This is a genomic window from Burkholderia sp. PAMC 28687 (genome assembly GCF_001577465.1).
Taxonomy (GTDB): Bacteria; Pseudomonadota; Gammaproteobacteria; order Burkholderiales; family Burkholderiaceae; genus Caballeronia.
The window spans coordinates 880,637-899,533 of sequence record NZ_CP014507.1 but is presented as its reverse complement, the minus strand read 5'-3'; the positions used below and the strand labels follow the sequence as shown (position 1 = coordinate 899,533).

Annotated in this window: 21 protein-coding genes; 11 read left to right on the top strand and 10 right to left on the bottom strand. The window is 60.7% G+C overall.

Annotated elements, in window-relative coordinates:
• The first annotated feature begins 253 nt into the window (after positions 1 to 253).
• Positions 254 to 1,363, top strand: coding sequence for an OpgC domain-containing protein (locus AX768_RS26965; RefSeq protein ID WP_062003126.1), 1,110 nt, complete (start codon positions 254 to 256; stop codon positions 1,361 to 1,363).
• Between the two features lie 176 nt (positions 1,364 to 1,539).
• The gene (locus AX768_RS32250) at positions 1,540 to 1,713 is read left to right on the top strand and encodes a DUF1328 family protein (RefSeq protein WP_069638391.1); all 174 of its coding nucleotides are present in this window, start codon (positions 1,540 to 1,542) and stop codon (positions 1,711 to 1,713) included.
• A gap of 81 nt (positions 1,714 to 1,794) precedes the next feature.
• Here the strand turns inward: AX768_RS32250 and eutC are convergent, their stop codons facing one another.
• The gene (eutC, locus tag AX768_RS26960) at positions 1,795 to 2,601 is read right to left on the bottom strand and encodes an ethanolamine ammonia-lyase subunit EutC (protein WP_062003125.1); all 807 of its coding nucleotides are present in this window, start codon (positions 2,599 to 2,601) and stop codon (positions 1,795 to 1,797) included.
• Entirely contained in the window at positions 2,601 to 3,980 is a 1,380-nt protein-coding gene (locus AX768_RS26955; protein WP_062003706.1) for an ethanolamine ammonia-lyase subunit EutB, read from the bottom strand. Before AX768_RS26955 ends, eutC begins: the two co-directional genes overlap by 1 nt.
• A gap of 159 nt (positions 3,981 to 4,139) precedes the next feature.
• On the opposite strand from AX768_RS26955, the gene mnmH reads away from it, so the two are divergent.
• Positions 4,140 to 5,204, top strand: a complete 1,065-nt coding sequence (mnmH, locus tag AX768_RS26950; RefSeq protein WP_062003124.1) for a tRNA 2-selenouridine(34) synthase MnmH — start codon at positions 4,140 to 4,142, stop codon at positions 5,202 to 5,204.
• A 32-nt stretch (positions 5,205 to 5,236) separates the two neighbouring features.
• Entirely contained in the window at positions 5,237 to 6,292 is a 1,056-nt protein-coding gene (locus tag AX768_RS26945) for a permease (RefSeq protein ID WP_062003123.1), read from the top strand.
• A 70-nt stretch (positions 6,293 to 6,362) separates the two neighbouring features.
• Here the strand turns inward: AX768_RS26945 and AX768_RS26940 are convergent, their stop codons facing one another.
• From AX768_RS26940 to AX768_RS26930, 4 genes are all read right to left on the bottom strand, one after another.
• On the bottom strand, positions 6,363 to 6,701 hold the full coding sequence (locus AX768_RS26940; RefSeq protein ID WP_155524348.1) for a hypothetical protein: 339 nt from the start codon (positions 6,699 to 6,701) through the stop codon (positions 6,363 to 6,365).
• A 77-nt stretch (positions 6,702 to 6,778) separates the two neighbouring features.
• Complete coding sequence (locus AX768_RS33030; protein WP_155524347.1) at positions 6,779 to 6,934, bottom strand: hypothetical protein; 156 nt, start codon at positions 6,932 to 6,934, stop codon at positions 6,779 to 6,781.
• Complete coding sequence (locus AX768_RS26935; protein WP_062003121.1) at positions 6,931 to 7,113, bottom strand: hypothetical protein; 183 nt, start codon at positions 7,111 to 7,113, stop codon at positions 6,931 to 6,933. The genes AX768_RS33030 and AX768_RS26935 overlap by 4 nt, the downstream gene beginning before the upstream one ends.
• A gap of 20 nt (positions 7,114 to 7,133) precedes the next feature.
• Positions 7,134 to 7,343, bottom strand: coding sequence for a hypothetical protein (locus AX768_RS26930; RefSeq protein ID WP_062003120.1), 210 nt, complete (start codon positions 7,341 to 7,343; stop codon positions 7,134 to 7,136).
• Positions 7,344 to 7,690: 347 nt separating this feature from the next.
• On the opposite strand from AX768_RS26930, the gene AX768_RS26925 reads away from it, so the two are divergent.
• Positions 7,691 to 7,891 carry a hypothetical protein gene (locus tag AX768_RS26925; RefSeq protein WP_062003119.1) on the top strand — a complete coding sequence of 67 codons (201 nt, stop codon included), beginning with the start codon at positions 7,691 to 7,693 and terminating at the stop codon, positions 7,889 to 7,891.
• Between the two features lie 99 nt (positions 7,892 to 7,990).
• Entirely contained in the window at positions 7,991 to 8,290 is a 300-nt protein-coding gene (locus tag AX768_RS34310; RefSeq protein ID WP_119024667.1) for an AAA family ATPase, read from the top strand.
• Here AX768_RS34310 and cydB read toward each other — a convergent pair.
• Positions 8,250 to 9,251 carry a cytochrome d ubiquinol oxidase subunit II gene (gene cydB, locus AX768_RS26920; RefSeq protein WP_062003118.1) on the bottom strand — a complete coding sequence of 334 codons (1,002 nt, stop codon included), beginning with the start codon at positions 9,249 to 9,251 and terminating at the stop codon, positions 8,250 to 8,252. The genes AX768_RS34310 and cydB overlap by 41 nt on opposite strands.
• Before the next feature lies 1 nt (position 9,252).
• Complete coding sequence (locus AX768_RS26915; protein ID WP_062003117.1) at positions 9,253 to 10,665, bottom strand: cytochrome ubiquinol oxidase subunit I; 1,413 nt, start codon at positions 10,663 to 10,665, stop codon at positions 9,253 to 9,255.
• A 473-nt stretch (positions 10,666 to 11,138) separates the two neighbouring features.
• Between AX768_RS26915 and ypfJ the strand changes: the two genes are divergently transcribed.
• From ypfJ to AX768_RS26900, 3 genes are all read left to right on the top strand, one after another.
• A complete protein-coding gene (gene ypfJ, locus AX768_RS26910) occupies positions 11,139 to 12,053 on the top strand; it encodes a KPN_02809 family neutral zinc metallopeptidase (RefSeq protein ID WP_062003705.1) in 915 nt (304 codons plus the stop codon).
• Positions 12,054 to 12,332: 279 nt separating this feature from the next.
• Positions 12,333 to 13,355 carry a lipopolysaccharide heptosyltransferase I gene (waaC, locus tag AX768_RS26905; protein ID WP_062003116.1) on the top strand — a complete coding sequence of 341 codons (1,023 nt, stop codon included), beginning with the start codon at positions 12,333 to 12,335 and terminating at the stop codon, positions 13,353 to 13,355.
• A gap of 94 nt (positions 13,356 to 13,449) precedes the next feature.
• Positions 13,450 to 14,376: a flagellar brake protein gene (locus AX768_RS26900; RefSeq protein ID WP_062003115.1), complete on the top strand. Its 927-nt coding sequence runs from the start codon at positions 13,450 to 13,452 to the stop codon at positions 14,374 to 14,376.
• A gap of 26 nt (positions 14,377 to 14,402) precedes the next feature.
• On the opposite strand, the gene AX768_RS26895 is transcribed toward AX768_RS26900, so the two are convergent.
• Together AX768_RS26895 and AX768_RS26890 are read right to left on the bottom strand one after the other, a co-directional pair.
• On the bottom strand, positions 14,403 to 15,074 hold the full coding sequence (locus AX768_RS26895) for a DsbA family oxidoreductase (RefSeq protein WP_062003114.1): 672 nt from the start codon (positions 15,072 to 15,074) through the stop codon (positions 14,403 to 14,405).
• Between the two features lie 97 nt (positions 15,075 to 15,171).
• Complete coding sequence (locus tag AX768_RS26890; RefSeq protein ID WP_062003113.1) at positions 15,172 to 16,512, bottom strand: NAD(P)/FAD-dependent oxidoreductase; 1,341 nt, start codon at positions 16,510 to 16,512, stop codon at positions 15,172 to 15,174.
• Positions 16,513 to 16,699: 187 nt separating this feature from the next.
• Here AX768_RS26890 and AX768_RS26885 point away from each other — a divergent pair, with 187 nt between their 5' ends.
• Together AX768_RS26885 and AX768_RS26880 are read left to right on the top strand one after the other, a co-directional pair.
• Positions 16,700 to 17,131: an OsmC family protein gene (locus tag AX768_RS26885; protein ID WP_062003112.1), complete on the top strand. Its 432-nt coding sequence runs from the start codon at positions 16,700 to 16,702 to the stop codon at positions 17,129 to 17,131.
• A 453-nt stretch (positions 17,132 to 17,584) separates the two neighbouring features.
• Positions 17,585 to 18,670, top strand: coding sequence for a calcium:proton antiporter (locus AX768_RS26880; RefSeq protein WP_062003111.1), 1,086 nt, complete (start codon positions 17,585 to 17,587; stop codon positions 18,668 to 18,670).
• Positions 18,671 to 18,897 lie beyond the last annotated feature (227 nt).

Genomic DNA, 18,897 nt, shown 5'->3' with positions numbered 1-18,897 from the left:
GTTGTCCGGTTATAGGTCACGAATTTCACGCAATCATACGCGACGTTCGCATCGATAATGTAAGCTTATTGAAATGTTGAGAGTAGTTCGAGCTGAAAAAAGTTCTCCACCATTTCCGAGCGGGCACCGGCTTCGAAAAACTTTCTCGCACAAATACGGGTAAACTCTCGGTGCCGCACGCTATTCCTCAGTTGGAAGTTGGAATCGCGCCTTTCACGTTCGCTGCCTGATCCGGCAGTCTTTCGGGTTACGCATGCAGGGAAAATCGCAACGACTGGTTGAGCTGGACTTTTTTCGCGGCCTCGTCCTGCTCGTGATTCTTGTTGATCATATTGGCGGCAGCATGGTGTCCCGCATGACCCTGCATGCATTCGCACTTAACGATGCCGCCGAAGTCTTCGTTTTCCTCGGCGGTTTTGCGACTGCCACCGCGTATGTATCGATGTGCGCGAGGCGCTCGGAATCCGCCGCCCGCGCAAGATTTCTCCGCCGCGCTTTCCAGATATATAGAGCATTTCTGGTCACCGCTGCGCTCATGCTGCTCACGAGCTTCGTGTTGCGGCCGCTGTTCGGCAGCGCGCCGAATCTCGCCACGACCGACCTCGACGCGTTCATTGCCGCACCGTTCACGGCGCTCATCGATATCATGCTGTTGCGACGCCAGCCCTATCTCGCATCCGTCCTGCCGATGTACGTGTTTTTCGCGCTTGCCGTGCCGCTCGTGTTGCCGCTCGCGCGCAGCAAGCCGTGGCTTCTGCTCGCCGCGAGTATTGCGTTGTGGGCGCTCGCCCCTCCTGTCGCCGAGTATTTGCCGTCGGCGGAAGATTTGTTGTGGGACTTCAACCCTGCCGCATGGCAACTGATGTTCGTGATCGGCGTGATTGCCTGTTGCCAGCCGGTTTATCCGCGGGTGGGCGGGCACCGGTTCGGATGGATCGTTAGCGTGGCCGCGCTCGCAGTTGTCCTGGGCATGGCGTACTACAAGCTGCTCGTGCTCCCGACTTCCTTCGATGGCGATTTCAAGCGCAATCTGGCGGGCGCGCGCATTGTCAATTTCGTGGCTATCGCGTGGCTCGCCAGCGATCTGACGCGTCGCGGCGCGGTCCGGCGGATCGCGCAGCTTGCGCCCTGGGTGGGCGCGGTTGGACGCGACGGCCTCGTGTGTTTCGTGGCGGGCGCGGTGATCTCGCTGATCGTGGATTCGGTGTTGTTCACGCTGACGGGCGGTTTGCTCGACGTGCCGTATGGTTTCGCCGCCGATGCCATTGCGATCGGCTTGCTGCTTGCAATCCCGCACCGTCAGCGTCTGTTCGACGCGTTGGGCTTTGGATCGATGACGTCTGCGGCGAAGGCGAAGGGGTAGCGCGGCGATTTTCTGAGCTTCAGCCAGCTCATCTAAAACGCTACTAACGGTCTACATTTACCCCATCCGCCTGCTGGTTCGAGTGTCGATCCGCTTTCAAGAAACGTCCGGCAAGAACAAGCCGGGCATAGGCTTTGCTAAACCGTTGCGACTTCAACCATAACAACGGATTTACCATGCTCAAGCTTGCCATTCTCTTCGCGGTGATATCGGTTATCGCTGGATTCTTCGGCTTTGGACGCGTGTCGTCGGGCGCGGCGGGGATCGCCAAGATCTTCTTCTTCATTTTCCTCGTGCTGTTCGTGATCTTCCTGGTCGTGGCTATCTCGGCAGGTTCACTGGTGCTCTAACGGCTCACACACAGCACGCGTAGTAACGAATCGGGGCGCTTGCCAAGGCGCCCCGATTCGTTTTTAACGCCACTCAAATCATCAGGCCGGCGGCAGCGTGGTGCGCTCGGACGCCGACAACAGCGCATCGCTATCGTCCTTGAGGCTGACGCCGGTCAGCTTCAGACGGACCGCTTCGTTGAGCAGGTAAAGCAGCTTGAACGCGGCGGCATCGTAGGGAAGACCTTCGGGCCGGACGTTAGAGATGCAGTTGCGCTCGGCATCGCTCCGGCCGGCTCGCGGCTCGTAAGTCAGGTACACGCCAAGGCTGTCGGGCGAACTCAAACCCGGCCGTTCGCCGATCAGCACGACTACGATCCGCGCCCGTAAAAGCTCACCGATACCGTCGCCCAGCGCCACCCGCGCCTGCCGCGCCACGACGACAGGACCGATGCGCACGCCATCCAGCTTCGAGCGCATGCGCTGCAGCAACGGCACGGCATGGCGCGTTGCAGCGTAGGCCGACAAGCCGTCGGCGACGACGAACACCACATCGAAACCCTTGCCTTCGTGATCGCGAAGACGTGCCGTACTTTCATCGTTGAGCTTGCGGCCCAGATCCGGGCGACGCAAATAATGATCGCGATCGGGCGCTGCGCTCTCGGCATCGAGCGTATCGAAACCGGCTTCTTGCAGTGCTGCATGCAGCGCGTCCACATCGAGCGGCTGATGCACGGCGTCACGAGCCTGCGCGTGCGATAAATTGAACGCAAGCAAGGGCGCCGTCGGCAGGCTGCTGCCGGCGCGGCCCAGCGCGATGCGCGCGTTCGTGAAACGGCGCAGCGCGTCCCAGGGACTGGCGTTGGATGGCGCAGGCGCGTCCTTTGGATCTGCGTCGGTATCGGCCATTACGTCGTGATCCATTCAAGCAAGGGTTGCGGTGCGGACGGGCTGAGCAGGGCGCCGCGTGTATCGATGATCTGCATCGATTCAAGCCATGCCTCGAACTCCGGGGCGCGGCGCAGCCCCAGCACATTGCGCACATATAACGCGTCATGGAACGATGTGCTTTGGTAGTTGAGCATGATGTCGTCAGCGCCCGGTACGCCCATGATGAAGTTGACGTTGGCTACGCCAAGCAGCGTGAGCAAGGTGTCCATGTCGTCGGAATCGGCTTCGGCGTGGTTCGTATAGCAGATGTCGCAACCCATCGGCACGCCGAGCAGCTTGCCGCAGAAATGATCTTCGAGACCGGCGCGAATGATCTGGCGTCCATCGTAGAGATACTCCGGGCCGATGAACCCCACCACCGTATTCACCAGCAACGGCTTGAACTTGCGGGCGACCGCATAGGCGCGAACTTCGCAGGTTTGCTGATCGACGCCGTGATGGGCATCGGCGGAAAGCGCGCTGCCCTGGCCAGTCTCGAAGTACATGAGGTTGTCGCCGACCGTACCGCGCTTCAGCGACAACCCCGCCTCATACGCTTCCTGCAGCAGCGCGAGCGACACGCCGAAACTCGCGTTGGCTTTTTCCGTGCCCGCGATCGACTGGAACACGAGATCCACGGGCGCGCCTTTCTCGATCGCAGCGATCGTGTTCGTCACATGGGTCAGCACGCAGGATTGCGTCGGGACTTCGTAGCGTTGCCGGAAGTCATCGATCATCACGAGCAGTGTCGTAATTGCATTGAGCGAATCCGATGCCGGATTGATGCCGATCACCGCATCCCCGCAGCCGTACATGAGCCCGTCGAGCATGGACGCGGCGATGCCCTTGACGTCGTCGGTGGGATGGTTCGGCTGCAGGCGCACGGACATGCGTCCGGGCAACCCGATGGTATTGCGAAAGCGCGTGACCACCGGCCGTTTCTTGGCCGCGAGAATCAGGTCCTGATTGCGCATGAGTTTCGAAACGGCGGCGACCATTTCCGGCGTGAGCCCGGGCGCGATGCGCACGAGCGCGGCGGTATCGGTGGTGTCGGCGAGCAGCCAGTTGCGGAAATCGCCCACCGTGAGATGCGATATCTCCGCGAAGGCCTGCGCGCAATGTTCGTCGATGATCAGCCGCGTCACCTCATCGCTTTCGTAAGGGATCACGGTTTCGCTGAGGAACGTGCGCAGCGGCACTTGCGCCAGCGCCATCTTCGCGGCGACGCGCTCTTCCTCGGTGGCGGCCGCGACGCCCGCAAGCTGATCGCCGGAGCGCTGCGGCGTGGCTCGGGCCAGCAGGGTTTTCAGGTCGTCGAAACGATACGTCCGATGACCGATGGTCTCGTTGTAGCTCATCGCGTGATCCTTGATTTCGGGGCGGCCATCCAATACTGAAGTATGCGACGTATCCGTGCATGGTCAAAAATGCGGACCATCCACTGTCCGTTTTGCCCATGCGATAATCCGAAACCTCCGGTTTGTCCACCGTATTTGTTCACTTTGTAGCGTCGCACCTTGAAAAACCTGCTTGTTCCGCTCGACCGGCTGGCCGATTTCGACGAAATAATCGACGTCCGCACACCACTCGAATTCACCGATGACCACATTCCGGGCGCGTTGAACGCGCCGGTGCTGAGCAACGAAGAGCGTGTGCGCATCGGCACGATGTACAAGCAGGTTTCGCCCTTCGAAGCCGCCCGGGTGGGCGCGGCGCTGGTCGCGCGCAATATCGCGCAGTATCTGGATACGGTCTTCGCCGCCCGGCCCCGCAATTGGCGCCCGCTGATTTATTGCTGGCGCGGCGGTACCCGGTCCGGCTCCATGACGACCATGTTCAACATGATCGGCTGGCAGGCGCGGCAACTGGAAGGCGGATACAAGACCTACCGGCGCGCGACGATCGAGACGCTCGAGCGTCTTCCGGCGGCGTTTCGCTATATCGCGCTGACGGGCCCGACAGGCAGCGGCAAGACGCGCTTGCTGCATGCTTTGAGCGTTGCCGGGGCGCAGACGCTCGACCTGGAGCAGCTTGCGGCGCATCGCGGATCGCTGCTCGGCGCATTGCCTGGTGAGCCGCAGCCATCGCAGAAATGGTTCGATACGTTGCTGGTCAGCGCGCTGCGAGGCTTCGATCCGGCGCGGCCTGTGTTTGTCGAGGCGGAAAGCCGGCGGATCGGCGCGGTGGCGTTGCCGCTCGCGCTGGTGGACACGTTTCATCGCGGCGATTGCATCCAGGTCGAAGCAAGCCGAGACGACCGCGCCGCGTTCCTCCTGCATGATTACGCGCATCTGTTCCACGATCCCGACTTGTTCAAGCAGCAGTTATCGAAGCTGATCGGTTTGCATAGCCGGGAGCGGGTGCACAACTGGCACAAGCTGATCGATGAAAACCGGGGTCCCGAACTCGCTCGCGAACTGATCGACCAGCATTACGATCCCGCCTATACCCGCAGCAGCGGCGCGCATTTCACCGAGTTGCCGCGCGCTACACGTGTGCTGTTCCGCCCGAATGACGCCGATGTCGTCGAGCAGGCGAGGGCGCTGCTCGCGCAGATCGAGACCTCCGCGAGCGCGGCGTGACACCTTATTTTTCTTAAAAACCAAGACCAACCATGCAATCCACTCTTCGACAACCCCGCGTAGCGGCCGGCTGGATCGTCTTCCTGCTGATCGCCGTCGTCGGCCTGTTCTACGTCAAATGGTTTCCGTACTACAACCGTGCGTTCGTTGCGGCCAGCCAGCATTCCATCGGTAAATCGATCCTGATGGGCACGGCCGCGAGTGCGCCCGAGCCGTCGTGGAAAGCGGCTATCGATTACGCGTTTGCGTACGGCAAGGCGATCTGGCAAGCGATGGTCCTGGGCCTCTTGCTCGGCTCCGCAGTGCAGGCGCTGATTCCGCCGCAATGGGTCGCGCGTGCGCTGGGAAAAAGCGGCTTTGGCAGCGTCGTGAACGGCGGCCTGATGTCGCTGCCAGGCATGATGTGCACCTGCTGCGCGGCGCCTGTCGTCGCTGGCTTGCGTGCGCGTCAGGCGGCGCCGGGGGCGGCCATCGCGTTCTGGCTTGGCAATACCGTGCTCAATCCGGCTACGCTGATTTTCATGGGCTTCGTGCTCGGCTGGCAATGGATGGGCTTGCGTCTAGCCCTGGGGGTCCTGATGGTGTTCGGGCTCGGCTACGCCGTGAACCGCATGGTGACGCCGAAGGAAGCAGAGGCATCGCGCGGCGAGATGGCGAAGCTGGTGGCCGCTGAGGATCCGGGGACTGCGTTCACGCGCTGGGTTCGCATTCTCGGGCGCATGACCATCCGGCTGGTGCCGGAGTACATCGTTCTCGTACTGGTGCTTGGGGCGGCGCGTGCGTGGTTGTTTCCGCATATCGGACCGAACATCGACAACAGCGTGTTGTGGATCGTTGGTCTTGCCATTGCCGGCACCTTGTTCGTGATTCCGACGGCCGGCGAAGTGCCGATCATCCAGGCGATGCTCTCGCTCGGCATGTCTGTGGGGCCGGCAGGCGCGTTGTTGATGACGCTGCCGCCGATCAGCCTGCCGTCAGTCGCCATGCTGGGGCGCTCGTTTCCACCACGGGTGTTGACGATGGTTGCAGTTGCCGTGGTCGGGTTCGGGGTCCTCGCGGGATTGCTGGCAGTGGCGCTGGGGTTCTGAATCTGGTTGGCGACACGGGGCGATCGCTGTCGCCTCGCTTTCGTCATGCCGTCCTTTCGTCATGCCGTCATTACGCATGGGTATCGAGTGAGGGCTGCGGGTCGCGCGATTCCGTGCCATTGATACTTGAACGCGGCTTGTCGTCTTCTTTCTTGTACTGGAGCAGCACGCACAGGACACGGTCCAGTGCGTTGCCAGGACGCTTCAGCATCAGCATCGACTGCGCAATGCCGAGCGTGTCCAGGCGGACATGCCGATCCTGGCCATATTCGACCGTGTAGCTGAGTAACAGCCGCACTTGCCGCGCGAGACCGTCGGGAAATTCCGGGGCAACATCATCCACTCGCTGGCGAAGAGCGGCATGCCGCTCGAAGAGGCCGTTGAGGGTAGTCAGAGCGCTTATGGTCATGGTCCTAATCCAGTTATGAAATCTTGCGATTCGGGGCGTGGTTCTCGTCGCTCACTGCATTGATTGCTTCGGTCGCATCAGACTTCAGCGCTCACTTCCTTCGTGCAAAGGCCGCGCTTGCGCACGCTCGCCGTGCGCACCGACATCTGTCTGAATTCGATGACAGTAAGCAGCAGACCGACGAGCAGCAGCGAAAAGATGGCTACGGCCGGGTAGAGCAAGGGGAACGTCATGTCTTTCTACCCAACAGGAAACACAGTTTGAAATAGATCCCGAAGCTCAGGATCGAAGGCACCCAGATTGCAGTGAAGATCGCCTGCTCCCGGTCCTTTAGAACGAACCAGAGATAGCCGGAAATGAGGAAGGACAAGAGAACAGCGGAGATGATGAAAAAGTCGGATTTTCTGAACATGCGTATTCCAGAGGTGAGTTTTAAATATTCTCTTTGAGGCCATATCCGATGGCGCTAAGCAAACACCCGGCAATGGCAACGGAACCCACGATCCGAACGCCAGCAGACAGGCCAAATGCAAAACGCTCTACATTCACTACGCCCAGGAAACCAAGCGCGAGCACGCCTATCCCGGTGCAAGCGAGAACGCACCCAAATCCAATCAGGAATTGAATAAGCTTTTTCAACATAGGCGGTCCTGGTTTTCACTCGTTATTGACGGTATGTCGTGTTCTTTGATAGTGAGTGCGCTCGTGAGATGACTCCCTCATTCATCAACCAGGCACAAGCTAATCGTCTGAACTACTTTTTGTTCGCAATACAGCGAAGACTTTGGTGTGAACCACATGAGATGTTGCTGAGAGTGAAGTGCAATCGGCAGTCCTGATCGTTGCTGATTGACTGATTCGCCGCGAGGCTGACGAGCGCATTGTGCGTGCACCTGTCACTGCAGACCCGATCACGACACCAAAGCACTCAAGACAGGATCGACGAGGTGGAGTAGGGTTGGGGTTCTACCACGTGCAGAGGAGCATCCATGAAAGATATCACGCGCCACTCAGCGGGCTATAAACTGGCACGTCAACTTTGGATGACCCGCTTCGAAATGGCGCTGATCGTCTACAAACCGGAGGCAGCGGTGGGTATCGATTGGAACACGGCAGGGTTGTTATACGAGGCTGACTTTCCCGAACAGACGGCTGCGCCCAGATACTGCGAACTGCTTGAGGCTGCGTGAGCGCCGTAACGTGCCATTTGGCTGACACAGGCTTGGCCCGGTGAGGATGGGGTACAGTGTCCGAATCGTAGCTTTGAATGACTTCAGTCTGAGGGCAAAATGCTGATTGCGCTTGGCGGACTGCCTGGAACGGGAAAAACGAGCATCGCGCGAAAGCTGTCACGTGAGCTGTGCGCGGTGCACTTGCGCATCGATTCAATCGAACAGGCGTTGAGCGACGTCTTATCGCGCTGCCGCCTGAATCAGCAACTTGAACGGCAGCGCCAGCAACATTGTCCCCGCCACACCTACGCCCCAAAGCGCGATAAACCAAAGCGTCTTTTTAAGTGCAGAACGCTTCCGCGGCTCAACGCGTGTTTCAGTGATAGTGATGTTCGCCATGGCGCACCTTGCCTCTGAAGACCCAGTAACCGAGCGTCGTATAAGCGATGATCACCGGCAAGATCACCGCCGCCCCTATCAGCGTGAACTTCTGGCTCGAATGCGGTGCAGCCAGTTCCCAAAGCGACACGCCAGGGAAAATGGCGTGAGGCGAAATGCTCAGGACCAGACCGCTATAACCCAGCAGCACGAACGCGAGCGCCATCATGAACGGCCGCGTTTCGTGACGTGAGAGGATGGACCGGCGCATCAGCCAGGCACAGCCGACCACTAGCACCGGCACTGGCAGGAACCGATAAAACCAGGGGGTATCGAACCAGCGCGACGCGATGCCCGCGTCCTGCAGCGGCGTCCAGATACTGACGACCGCAATGGTCCCAAGCTGCAACAGCGTGAGCGGCCAAACGATCCGGTAAAAGCGCCGTTGCAGGTCGCCTTCGGTCTTGGCAATCAGCCAGCAGCAGCCGAGCAGCGCATAAGTGACCACGAGCGCGAGCCCGGTGAACATGCTGAACGGTGTGAACCACGTGAAGGCATCGCCGGAATAACGGCCGTCGGCGACCGGTATGCCATTGAGAAACGCGCCGAGCGCCACGCCCTGGAAAAACGTCGCCCCCGCTGACCCGCCAATAAACGCAAGATCCCACATGGGCTTCGTGCGCGTTGCCTTCGAGCGGATCTCGAACGTGACGCCGCGAAAGATCAGGCAGACCAGCATGAAGATCAGCGGCAGGTAAAGCCCGGAAAGCACAGTGGAATAGATCATCGGGAACGCGGCGAAGAGACCCGCGCCTCCGAGCACCAGCCACGTTTCGTTACCGTCCCAGACGGGCGCGACGGTGTTCATCATCACGTCGCGGTCATATTCGTCCGGGAAGAACGGAAACAGGATGCCAATGCCCAGGTCGAACCCGTCCAGCACCACGTACATCAGCACGCCCAGCGCAATGATCGCGGCCCATGTCAGCGATAAATCCATCTCACGCTCCTTCTATCGAATGCGTCGCGACCGAGAGCGGCCGGCGCGCGGTGTGGTTGTCATCGTCCATGCTGGGCGCGTGCGTGATCGTGCCTGGCAACGCCGGCCCGGTCTTGAGCAGCTTGAGCAGGTAATAGATGCCCGTGCCGAACACGAGCGTATAAACGATGACGAAGATCAGCAGCGTCACGCCGACTTGCTGCGCGGTCACGGGCGACACGGCCTCCGACGTGCGCATCACGCCATAGACCACCCACGGTTGCCGCCCGGCCTCTGTCGTCACCCAACCGGCAAGCAGCGAGATGAAACCCGTCGGCCCCATGACAAGCACGAAACGCTGAAACAGCTTCGACTCGAACAGCTTGTCTTTCCGCCTGAGCACCCATCCCGCAGTGCTCATCAGGATCATCAGGACGCCCAATCCGGCCATGATCCGGAAGCTCCAGAACACGACTGTCGAGTTGGGCCGGTCTTCCTTCGGGAAGGACTTGAGCCCGCGGATCTCGCCGTCCCAGCTATGCGTGAGAATCAGGCTGCCCAGATGGGGAACGGATAGCGCGTACTTCGTGGTCTCGGCTTCCATATCCGGAATGCCGAACAGATTCAGCGCCGTGCCGCCTTTCTCGGTTTCCCACAGGCCTTCGATTGCGGCGATCTTCGCAGGCTGATATTTACGCGTGTTCAGTCCGTGCTGGTCGCCGACCATCGCCTGGAGGGGCGTAAGTACGAGCAAAAGCCAGAGCGCCATCGAAAACATCTTCTTGATCGCCGGGTCGCGGCGGCCCTTCAGCAGGTGATATGCGCCCGATGCCGCGACCACCAGCCCCGCGACAATGAACGCCGCGATGGCCATGTGTGCAAGCCGATAAGGAAACGATGGGTTGAAGATGATCCGGAACCAGCTCACCGGTACGACATGATCGCCTTCGATCCGGAACCCTTGCGGCGTCTGCATCCAGCTATTCGATGCCAGGATCCAGAACGTCGAGATCAACGTGCCGATCGCAACCATCAGCGTGGCGCCGAAGTGCGCTTTCCGGCCGACCTTGTTCCAGCCGAACAGCATGATGCCAAGGAAACCGGCCTCGAGGAAAAACGCGGTCATCACTTCGTAGGCGAGGAGTGGGCCCGTGATCGGACCGGCGAAGCTCGAAAAGCCGCCCCAGTTGGTGCCGAACTCGTAGCTCATCACCACGCCGGAGACCACGCCCATTCCGAAAGCAATGGCGAACACTTTCGACCAGAACAGGCACAGCTCCTTGTAGACCGGTTTCCCGGTTTGGAGCCACGCGCCTTCGAGCGCGGCGATAAAGCTCGCCAGCCCGATACTCAACGCCGGAAAAACGATGTGGAACGAAACGGTGAAGGCGAACTGGATACGCGCCAGGTCGAGCGCTTGTTGAGTGGCATGCATGACAGGTTGTGCAGCCATCGCGGGCGCACTCTGATGGAGTCGCGGGCGGGCGCTGGTTGGTTGGACTGGTTACTTCAGAGGCGACTGTAAGCCAATTTTTGAGACGTTTGCTGCGACGCGGCAGGCGCGGTCCAATGTGCGTAAATGTCGCGCTATCGGGCATGATTTCTCGATAACTTGCGCTTTATCAAGCACTTGCTGCCCTTCACGGAGTAGGCGCTCTCAACGTTTCAGGTGGAATTTACGCGACAATCAACCGCACTGCGTCAATCGGGCACCTTGTCTTCCGAAAGGTGTTTCGATTCGCGCGTGCCGAACTGAAGCGCACGATGTTTTACACGTTTCGTAACGCTTGCTGCAGCGCGCCGGGTACCATGGCGTCATCACGGCTGGCCCGTGTCGTGCTCGATCAGCGCATCGACAGCAGGGCCGCAAACGGAAAACGAGTCGAACAAGGTGAAGGGAGAAATATCATGCGTCTGGACGACGAACGAGAGAGCCAGAATGTCGAAGACCGGCGCGGCTCGGGAGGCGGGGGCGGCGGTTTCCGCATGGGCGGTGGTTCGATCGGTATTGGCTCCGTCGTCATTGCGCTCGCAGCGTCGTATTTTTTCGGCATCAACCCGATGGTCGTCCTGAATCTTCTGTCGGGGGGATCGGGCGGCTCGTCGAGCGCTTCTTACACGCAGCAGCAACAGCGTCCGGCGGACTCGAACGGGCAGCCACAGGCCGCTGCGAGCGACGCGGGCGCGGTGTTCGTGCGGCGCATTCTCGGGAACACCGAGCGTACGTGGCAGCAAATCTTCAAAACGCAATTCAACCAGGACTATCCGGCGCCCAAGCTCGTACTGTTCAGCGGAGGCACCGCGACCGCTTGCGGGACGGGCCAATCCGCAATGGGTCCGTTCTATTGTCCGAACGACCGGAGCGTATATATCGACTTGTCGTTTTATAAGGAATTGCGCGACCGCTTTGGCGCGGGCGGAGACTTTGCACAGGCGTATGTGATCGCGCACGAGGTCGGTCATCACGTGCAGAACGTGCTCGGCATCATGACCAAAGTCGATAACGCCCGCCGCCGCATGTCGCCGGCTCAGGCGAACCAGTTGTCGGTGCGCGTGGAATTGCAGGCCGACTGCTTCGCGGGCGTCTGGGCGAACGTGGCGCAGAAGAACAACGCGAAGCTGATCGAGCCCGGCGATTTCCAGCAAGGCTTGAACGCGGCGGGCGCCATCGGCGATGACCGGTTGCAAAAGGAAACGCGGGGACGCGTGGTGCCGGAAGCGTTCACGCACGGCACGAGCGCGCAGCGCCAGCGCTGGCTCAACCGGGGACTGGCAACGGGCGACCTGGGGCAGTGTGATACCTTCGGCGCCCAGTCGCTGTGAGCTTCTGGGCGGCATCGGTAAAATGCGGCTAGAGTAAAGCGCCATTTCGACGGATAATTCCGTCCGAAGATGTTGCGACAGGCGCGGATTCGCTTTCAGCGCTCCGCGCGCCAGTTCGTGCAATTCTGCCGTTCATAACAGATCGCCGCCGAGCCGCTTTTTGATCCGCAGAAAGCGCGCCGGTCAGGCGAGTCAGCCTCCGGCAGCCCGTCCCGCGCGTTGATCATGGCGCGCGTGAGCGCCGGCCGCCGGATGAATTAAAGGTCCCCCTGCATCCCCATGAAGCGAATCCTGATTGTCAAAGTGACGTCATTGGGCGATATCGTAGAGACGCAACCGGTCGTCTCCGATCTTCGCCGCGCCTTTCCTTCGGCCAGGATCGACTGGGCCGCTGACGCAGCGTTCGCCGATATCATCCGCTGGAATCCCGCCGTTGATCGCGTCCTGTGCGCGCCGTTGCGAAAGTTCAAGAAGGCTCGCGGCTGGGCCGACCTCAAGGAAATCGCAGCGTCCATCGGCGAATTGAGGGCCGAGAAGTACGACGTCGTGCTGGATATCCACGGCGTCTACAAGAGCGCGATCATCGCGTTTCTGGCGCGCGGACGTCGCCGTTATGGCTACAAGAACAAGGACCTGGGCGAGCTTGGCGCGGCGTTCGCGTATAACGCGCGCTTCGGGCCGCGCCCCCGCACCGATGCATGGCGCGGCATGCGCGTGAGCGTAGCGGACGCGCTGGGCTATACCTTCGACGATACCCCTGACTTCAACCTGCATCTACCGCCGCTCGCAACGCCATCGGCGTTGCCTCAGGGCGCGCGGGTCGCGATGCTGTTCCACGCTACATCCGCCGATGAAAAAAAATGGCCGATCGAGCGTTGGGCCGAAACCGGCCGATGGCTCACCGGGCGCGGCTACCGGATCGCGCTGCCGTGGGGCACGGAAGGCGAGCGCCGGGAGGGCGAGCAGATCGCCGCGCTCGTGCCCGGCGCGGTGGTGTTGCCCAAACTGAGCGTGACTGAATGCGCGCATTGCATCGATGAATCGGCGATCGTGGTCGGCATGGATACCGGTCTGGTTCACTTGGCCCACGCGCTTGGGCGGCCCACGGTCATGATCTTTACCGCAACCTCGCGCGAGCATTTTGGCTTCAGCGCGCCGGGACGCTCCGTATCGGTCGGCGATCACTTTGCACCGCCCGATGTCCCTGCAGTACTCAGCGCAATCGAAAGCGTGATGCCGGGCGCAGAAAGGTCGTCCGCAAGCCCGGCAAGCTTGATCGCTGCCGGTCAGGCAAGCTCGTAGCACCGCGGCACTTGACGCAGTCGCGGACTCATTAGACGATTGCCGCTTCCAGGCGGCCAGATCGACCCAAGCGACCCAAGCGATCCAAGCGACCATGTCCGAAGAAGAATCCGTTACGTTGACTCAAGCGTCTCCCGTCCGTCTCTCGCTGGCGGACGTTCCGATTGGCGAGCCGCTTGCATGGCCGATCGTCGCCGCCGACGGAGCGTTGCTCTTCAATGCCGGCGCTGTCGTCGCCGGCGTCCCTGAGCGCGCCTTCCTGTTTGCGCACTTCGAACCGCACAGGCTGGATGATTCGATCGAACCGGTCGCTCCGGAACCGCCGCCGGCGGATTCGTCGTCCGCATCGGCGGAATTACTCACGCTCGATACCATCGGTTCGACCATCGGTGCGCGTCTCGGTCTGCGCGGACCGGCCGGCTCTGCGACGTATTCCGCCCGCGTGATCGGGTTTTCGACGCCGGGATCGCATCGCACGCGGGCGGTGTTCATCACACAGCCGGTGATGGCGGGGCATGGGCCGCTGGCTTTGTCGCAAGGCGAGCGCGTCGAAATCGTCGCGCTCGGCACGCGCGCGGTGTTCCAGTTCGCGTGCACCGTCAATGCCGTCTGCCGCGAGCCGTTCAGCTACCTGGTGTTGTCGGAACCCGGCGCGATCCGCCGTTTGCGGGCGCGCAAGTTCGTGCGGATGTCCACGCGTTTGCCGGCCCGTTTTTCGGTGATCGACCCGGCGCAAAGCCATGAACCCGCATCCCAGCTCGGCTTGATCCGCGATATCAGCCCCTTCGGCATGTCGCTCGCAGTGACCGAGGCGCACGCGAAACTGGGCGACCGTCTGCGCTTAACGTTCCGTTTCAATACGGACGATACGGATGTCGATATCGATTGCCACGCGATCGTGCGGCACCTTCATGATGCCGATGCCCACGGCAGGAACGCCGGGTACGGGCTCGAGTTCGAGACGCTCGAGCCGTCGCAGCGCATTGCGCTGAAGTCGTTCATGGCGGAGCAGGTCTACTAGTCCGCCACGTCAGTCTGTTGCGTAAATTACGGCAGGTTCGCGCCGCTTGCGCCCGGAGGAAAACCATCGGGGAAAAGCCGCTCGACCGCGGCCTGGAAGTGCTCGATCGGCGCCGCGCCACGCAGTGCGATGGGCGGCGGCGGTTCCTGATCGCCCACGCCATCGCGCGACAGCACCACGAACGGCACGCCCGTCACGCCCAGCTTCTGCGCGAATTCCTCGTCTTCTATCACCGCGTCCGTGAGCTCGTCGCCAAGCAAAACTTCTTCCAGCGATTCCGGATCGATTCCGCACGTGGCCGCGATGTCGAGAAGCGCATCGGTATCACCGATATCAATGCCGTCCTCGAAAAACGCCTTGAAGATCGCCCGATGCACAACGTCGAACCGTCCCGACTCACGCGCAAAAAACGCGGTCTCGAACGCCTTGCGGCTGCGCGGTTGAACCGGCGGCAGGCGCATCAGCAGGCCGCGGTCGATCGCCATCGGATAAACGGAGCTGTCCCAGCTCTGTTGCAGAAGGTCGCTATCCGGTTCGAGCGGCGGCGTGGGTTCCGGGCGCAACTCGAACGCATGCCAGCGGACTTCGACGGCATCGCCATAAGCGTTCTGGAACTGGTCGATGACCGGCAGTTCCAGATAGCAGAACGGGCAAACATAGTCCGACCAGACGTCGAGGTACAGCGTGGGGCTTGTCATATGAGGCTCGTTGAAAATTCGTGCGAAATTTTACCCCGCATTCGGTTTTGTCTCAGGCGCCACGCAACAAGCGGCAACCCGGCCGCAATCGGGCCGTTTAAAACCCGCCGTCAAGTTCGATTTTCGATCCATCGCGAAACCGCGCCAGCCGAAACGCGTGCGGATTGACCAGCGGGGTATCGTTTGCAACGATGTCCGCCATCAGTTTCCCCGCGCCCGGCCCGATCCCGAAGCCGTGACCCGAAAACCCGGTCGCGACGAACATACCGCGCAGCGTGTCCGCCGGCGAGATGACCGGCACCGCGTCAGGCGTGACATCGATATACCCCGCCCACGCCTGCGCAACCTTCACGTGCGCAAGGGCCGGAAAGATCGCGCGGAATTCGTCGATGGCGGTCCGGTTGTACTTTTGCGTCGGCGCCGGATCGAGGGTTCGGACCGATTCGAAGATCGTCGGTTGATCGAGCTGCCATGAGCGTGGCTGGCGCAGCGCATCGAAGAAACGCTCGCCGAGGGCGAAGTCCATCGAACGGAAGTTGCTTTTGAGTGCCGGGAGGAACTGATCGAACAGCCGGAAGCTGTCGGGGGTGAGCTCGGCGAGACTGCGAAATGCGTTGGCGATCGTGTAGCCGCCATCCATACGTTTGCGATATCCAACAGTGTCCGTGCAGGCGCTGACTTCCGGGCCGCCGTCGATGGGCTCCGTGCGCAGCACCGACGAGCGTACGGTCAGTTGAGACACATCGATACCGAGGTTCCCGGCGAACAATCGCGTCCATGCGCCGCCCGCGACTACGACGCTTTGGCATCGGATCGTGCCGTGTTCGGTCACGACTGCGCTGACCGCGCCGCCACTTGTTTCAACGCCGCGCACGGCGCATGGCGTCAGTATTTTCATGCCGCGCGCACGCAACGCATTGGCGATCGCGGGTGCCGCGCGCTGCGGTTCGGCGCGGCCATCCGAAGGCGTGAAAATGCCGCCGGCGAACATGCGCGATGCGCCTCGCATGAGCGCGGCGGTTTCGCTGCCGGACGTGATGCGTGAATCGATGCCATCTCGACCCACCCGTTCCACCGCGCGGGCGAGCCAGCTTTCGTGATCGGCGAGCGCTTCTTCGTTATCGGCAGCGTAGAGAATGCCGCTTTGCCAAAAGCCGGTGTCTATCCCGAGCGTTTGATCCAGCCTTCGCCACAGCTTGAGGCTTTCAATGCTCAACTCGAGCTCACGCAAATCGCGATGCGTCGCGCGGCACCAACCCCAGTTGCGGCTCGACTGTTCTCCGCCGATATACCCCTTCTCGCAGACGGCGACCGAAATCCCTTTCTCGGCGAGGTAGAGCGCGGTGCTCACGCCGATGATCCCGCCGCCCACGACAACGACATCTACCTGCTCCGGCAACACCCGGTCTTCATCGACAACCACGACTTGCGGACCCATCCATTCTCCTGAGTGATTTGATGTTCGACGATCAATCAACCTGCCCGATGCGCTTTCGGGCATTCTGTGTGCTTGGTCCAACCCGATGGCACGCCAAGCCGGTTCGTACTGAATGCAGGCTTTGCGGTCGAATCCTTGCTGCGGCGGCACTGCGCGGCAATCCACCCTGACTTACTGGAGAACACTCGTGCAAAAGACAGCATCTGCAAAATGGAGTGGCGGCATCAAGGACGGTAAAGGTTACATTTCGACGCAAACCGGCGTACTGAAGGACGCGCCCTACGGCTTTGCGGCGCGGTTCGAAGGCGGTCCGGGAACGAACCCGGAAGAACTCATCGGCGCGGCGCATTCTGGCTGCTTCACCATGGCCTTGTCGCTGCAGCTCACGCAGGCTGGTCTCACGGCGGAAAGCATCGAAACGAAGTCTACCGTGACGCTGGACAAGGACGGCGAGGGTTTCTCGATCACGGCTTGTCATCTTGACGTGAAGGCCAAGGTCCCGGGCACTGACAAGGCCACGTTCGAAAAACTGGCGACCGCCGCGAAGGAAGGTTGCCCGGTATCGAAACTTTTCGCCGGCAACGCGAAGATCACGATGAATTCGGAATTCGTCGAATAAGTTCGTTAAACTGGGTATGACAAGAAGCGCGACTCATGAACTGGTCGCGCTTTTTTATCGTGATAGATAAGCCGCTCAAGCGCTCGAACTTAGAAAACCACAAAGCGTGGCATTTCGTGCATCAGCGAATGAACGCAACGTCCGAAGGTTGTCCACAGATTTTGTGGATAGCCGTGTGGACAACATGCTGAAGTGCTCATCAACTCACTGACGCGTAACGGTTTGTAGCTCTCCGGCAGATTGCGTGCAGTGATGCCTGTCTTTGCCCGACACGCATTCAACCCGCATTCCCGCAAGCGTTCAATTCGATTAATTTGAAGGAGGAACCTGTAATCTGACGGCTCTTCCGGCATTCAAGCCCGGCCACAAAACGTGATCTTTCGGACGCGTCATGTTTGAACCCGCCGGCCGCTTCTGCCACCCCTCTATCTGCATTACCGCTCTGGAGCATCGATGAAATTCAAGCTGGACTGGACGGGCATCGCACCATTTGCCGCACTCATCATCCTTGGACTTGCAGTCGCCATGCCGAACGGCTGGATACTCGGTCTGGCCGCAATCACCCTGGCCGCAGCCGTGTTTGCCGCCGTGCATCACGCGGAAGTGGTGGCGCATCGAGTGGGCGAGCCATTCGGGACCCTTGTACTGGCGATTGCGGTAACGGTCATTGAAGTGGCGCTGATAGTCTCCGTGATGCTCACGGGCGGTCCGGAAAAAGCTGCGCTTCCCCGCGACACCGTGTTCGCCGCGGCCATGATCTGCTGCAACGGAATCGTCGGAATCTGTTTGCTGGTCGGCGGCTTGCGCCATCACGAACAGAATTTCCAGCTAAGCGGTGCGAGCGCTGCCCTTGCCATTCTCTGCGCGCTGTCGGTGCTGACCATGGTGCTGCCGAACTTCACGAGTACTGTTGTCGGACCGGGTCTTTCGACATCGCAACTGGTGTTCGTCGGGGTGACATCGCTCGTGCTTTACATCGTATTCGTGTTCGTCCAGACCGTCCGGCATCGCGACTACTTCCTGCCGCCGGTGCCCGCGCTCGATCCCAACCGTCCCGACGATGTCCACGCGCCGCTGCCAACGAACGGGCACGCGCTGGCTTCGGGCGGATTGCTGTTGCTGTCGTTATTGGCCGTGGTTGGACTGGCCAAGATTCTTTCTCCGACGGTCGAAGCGGGCGTTGCCAGCGCAGGCGCACCGGAAGCGGTGGTTGGCGTGGTGATCGCGGCGCTCGTGCTGTTGCCGGAAGGCGTGGCCGCATTGCGCGCTGCACGACTGAACCGGCTGCAGACAAGCTTGAATCTCGCGCTTGGATCGGCGCTGGCCAGCATCGGCTTGACGATTCCAGCGGTCGCCGTCGTGTCGATTGCGATCAGCCAGCCAATTTCACTTGGCCTGGGCTCGAAGGAGATCGTATTGCTTGCGCTGACCTTGCTGGTCAGCATCCTCACGCTCGGAACTGGCCGTTCGACCGTACTGCAGGGCGTCGTCCACTTGGTGATTTTTGCGACGTTCCTGTTCTTGTCCGTTGTGCCGTAAGAGGGCCGCAGGGCGTGGCTTTGCTGTTGCATCGACACGACCCTGGCCACAATTTCCTGAAACTTTTTTGCAATGCAGCACGAAATGCGTATAATTAAGGGTATTCCCTAAGGGTAAATACCCTAACTACGCAAAGGTGCTCTATGAAAACCGCCGCTCAAGGTTCAGTTCTCGTCTCTTTCGGTTCATGGTTTCGCAAGACGAAAGCAGTTGTTCGCCGCGAAGCT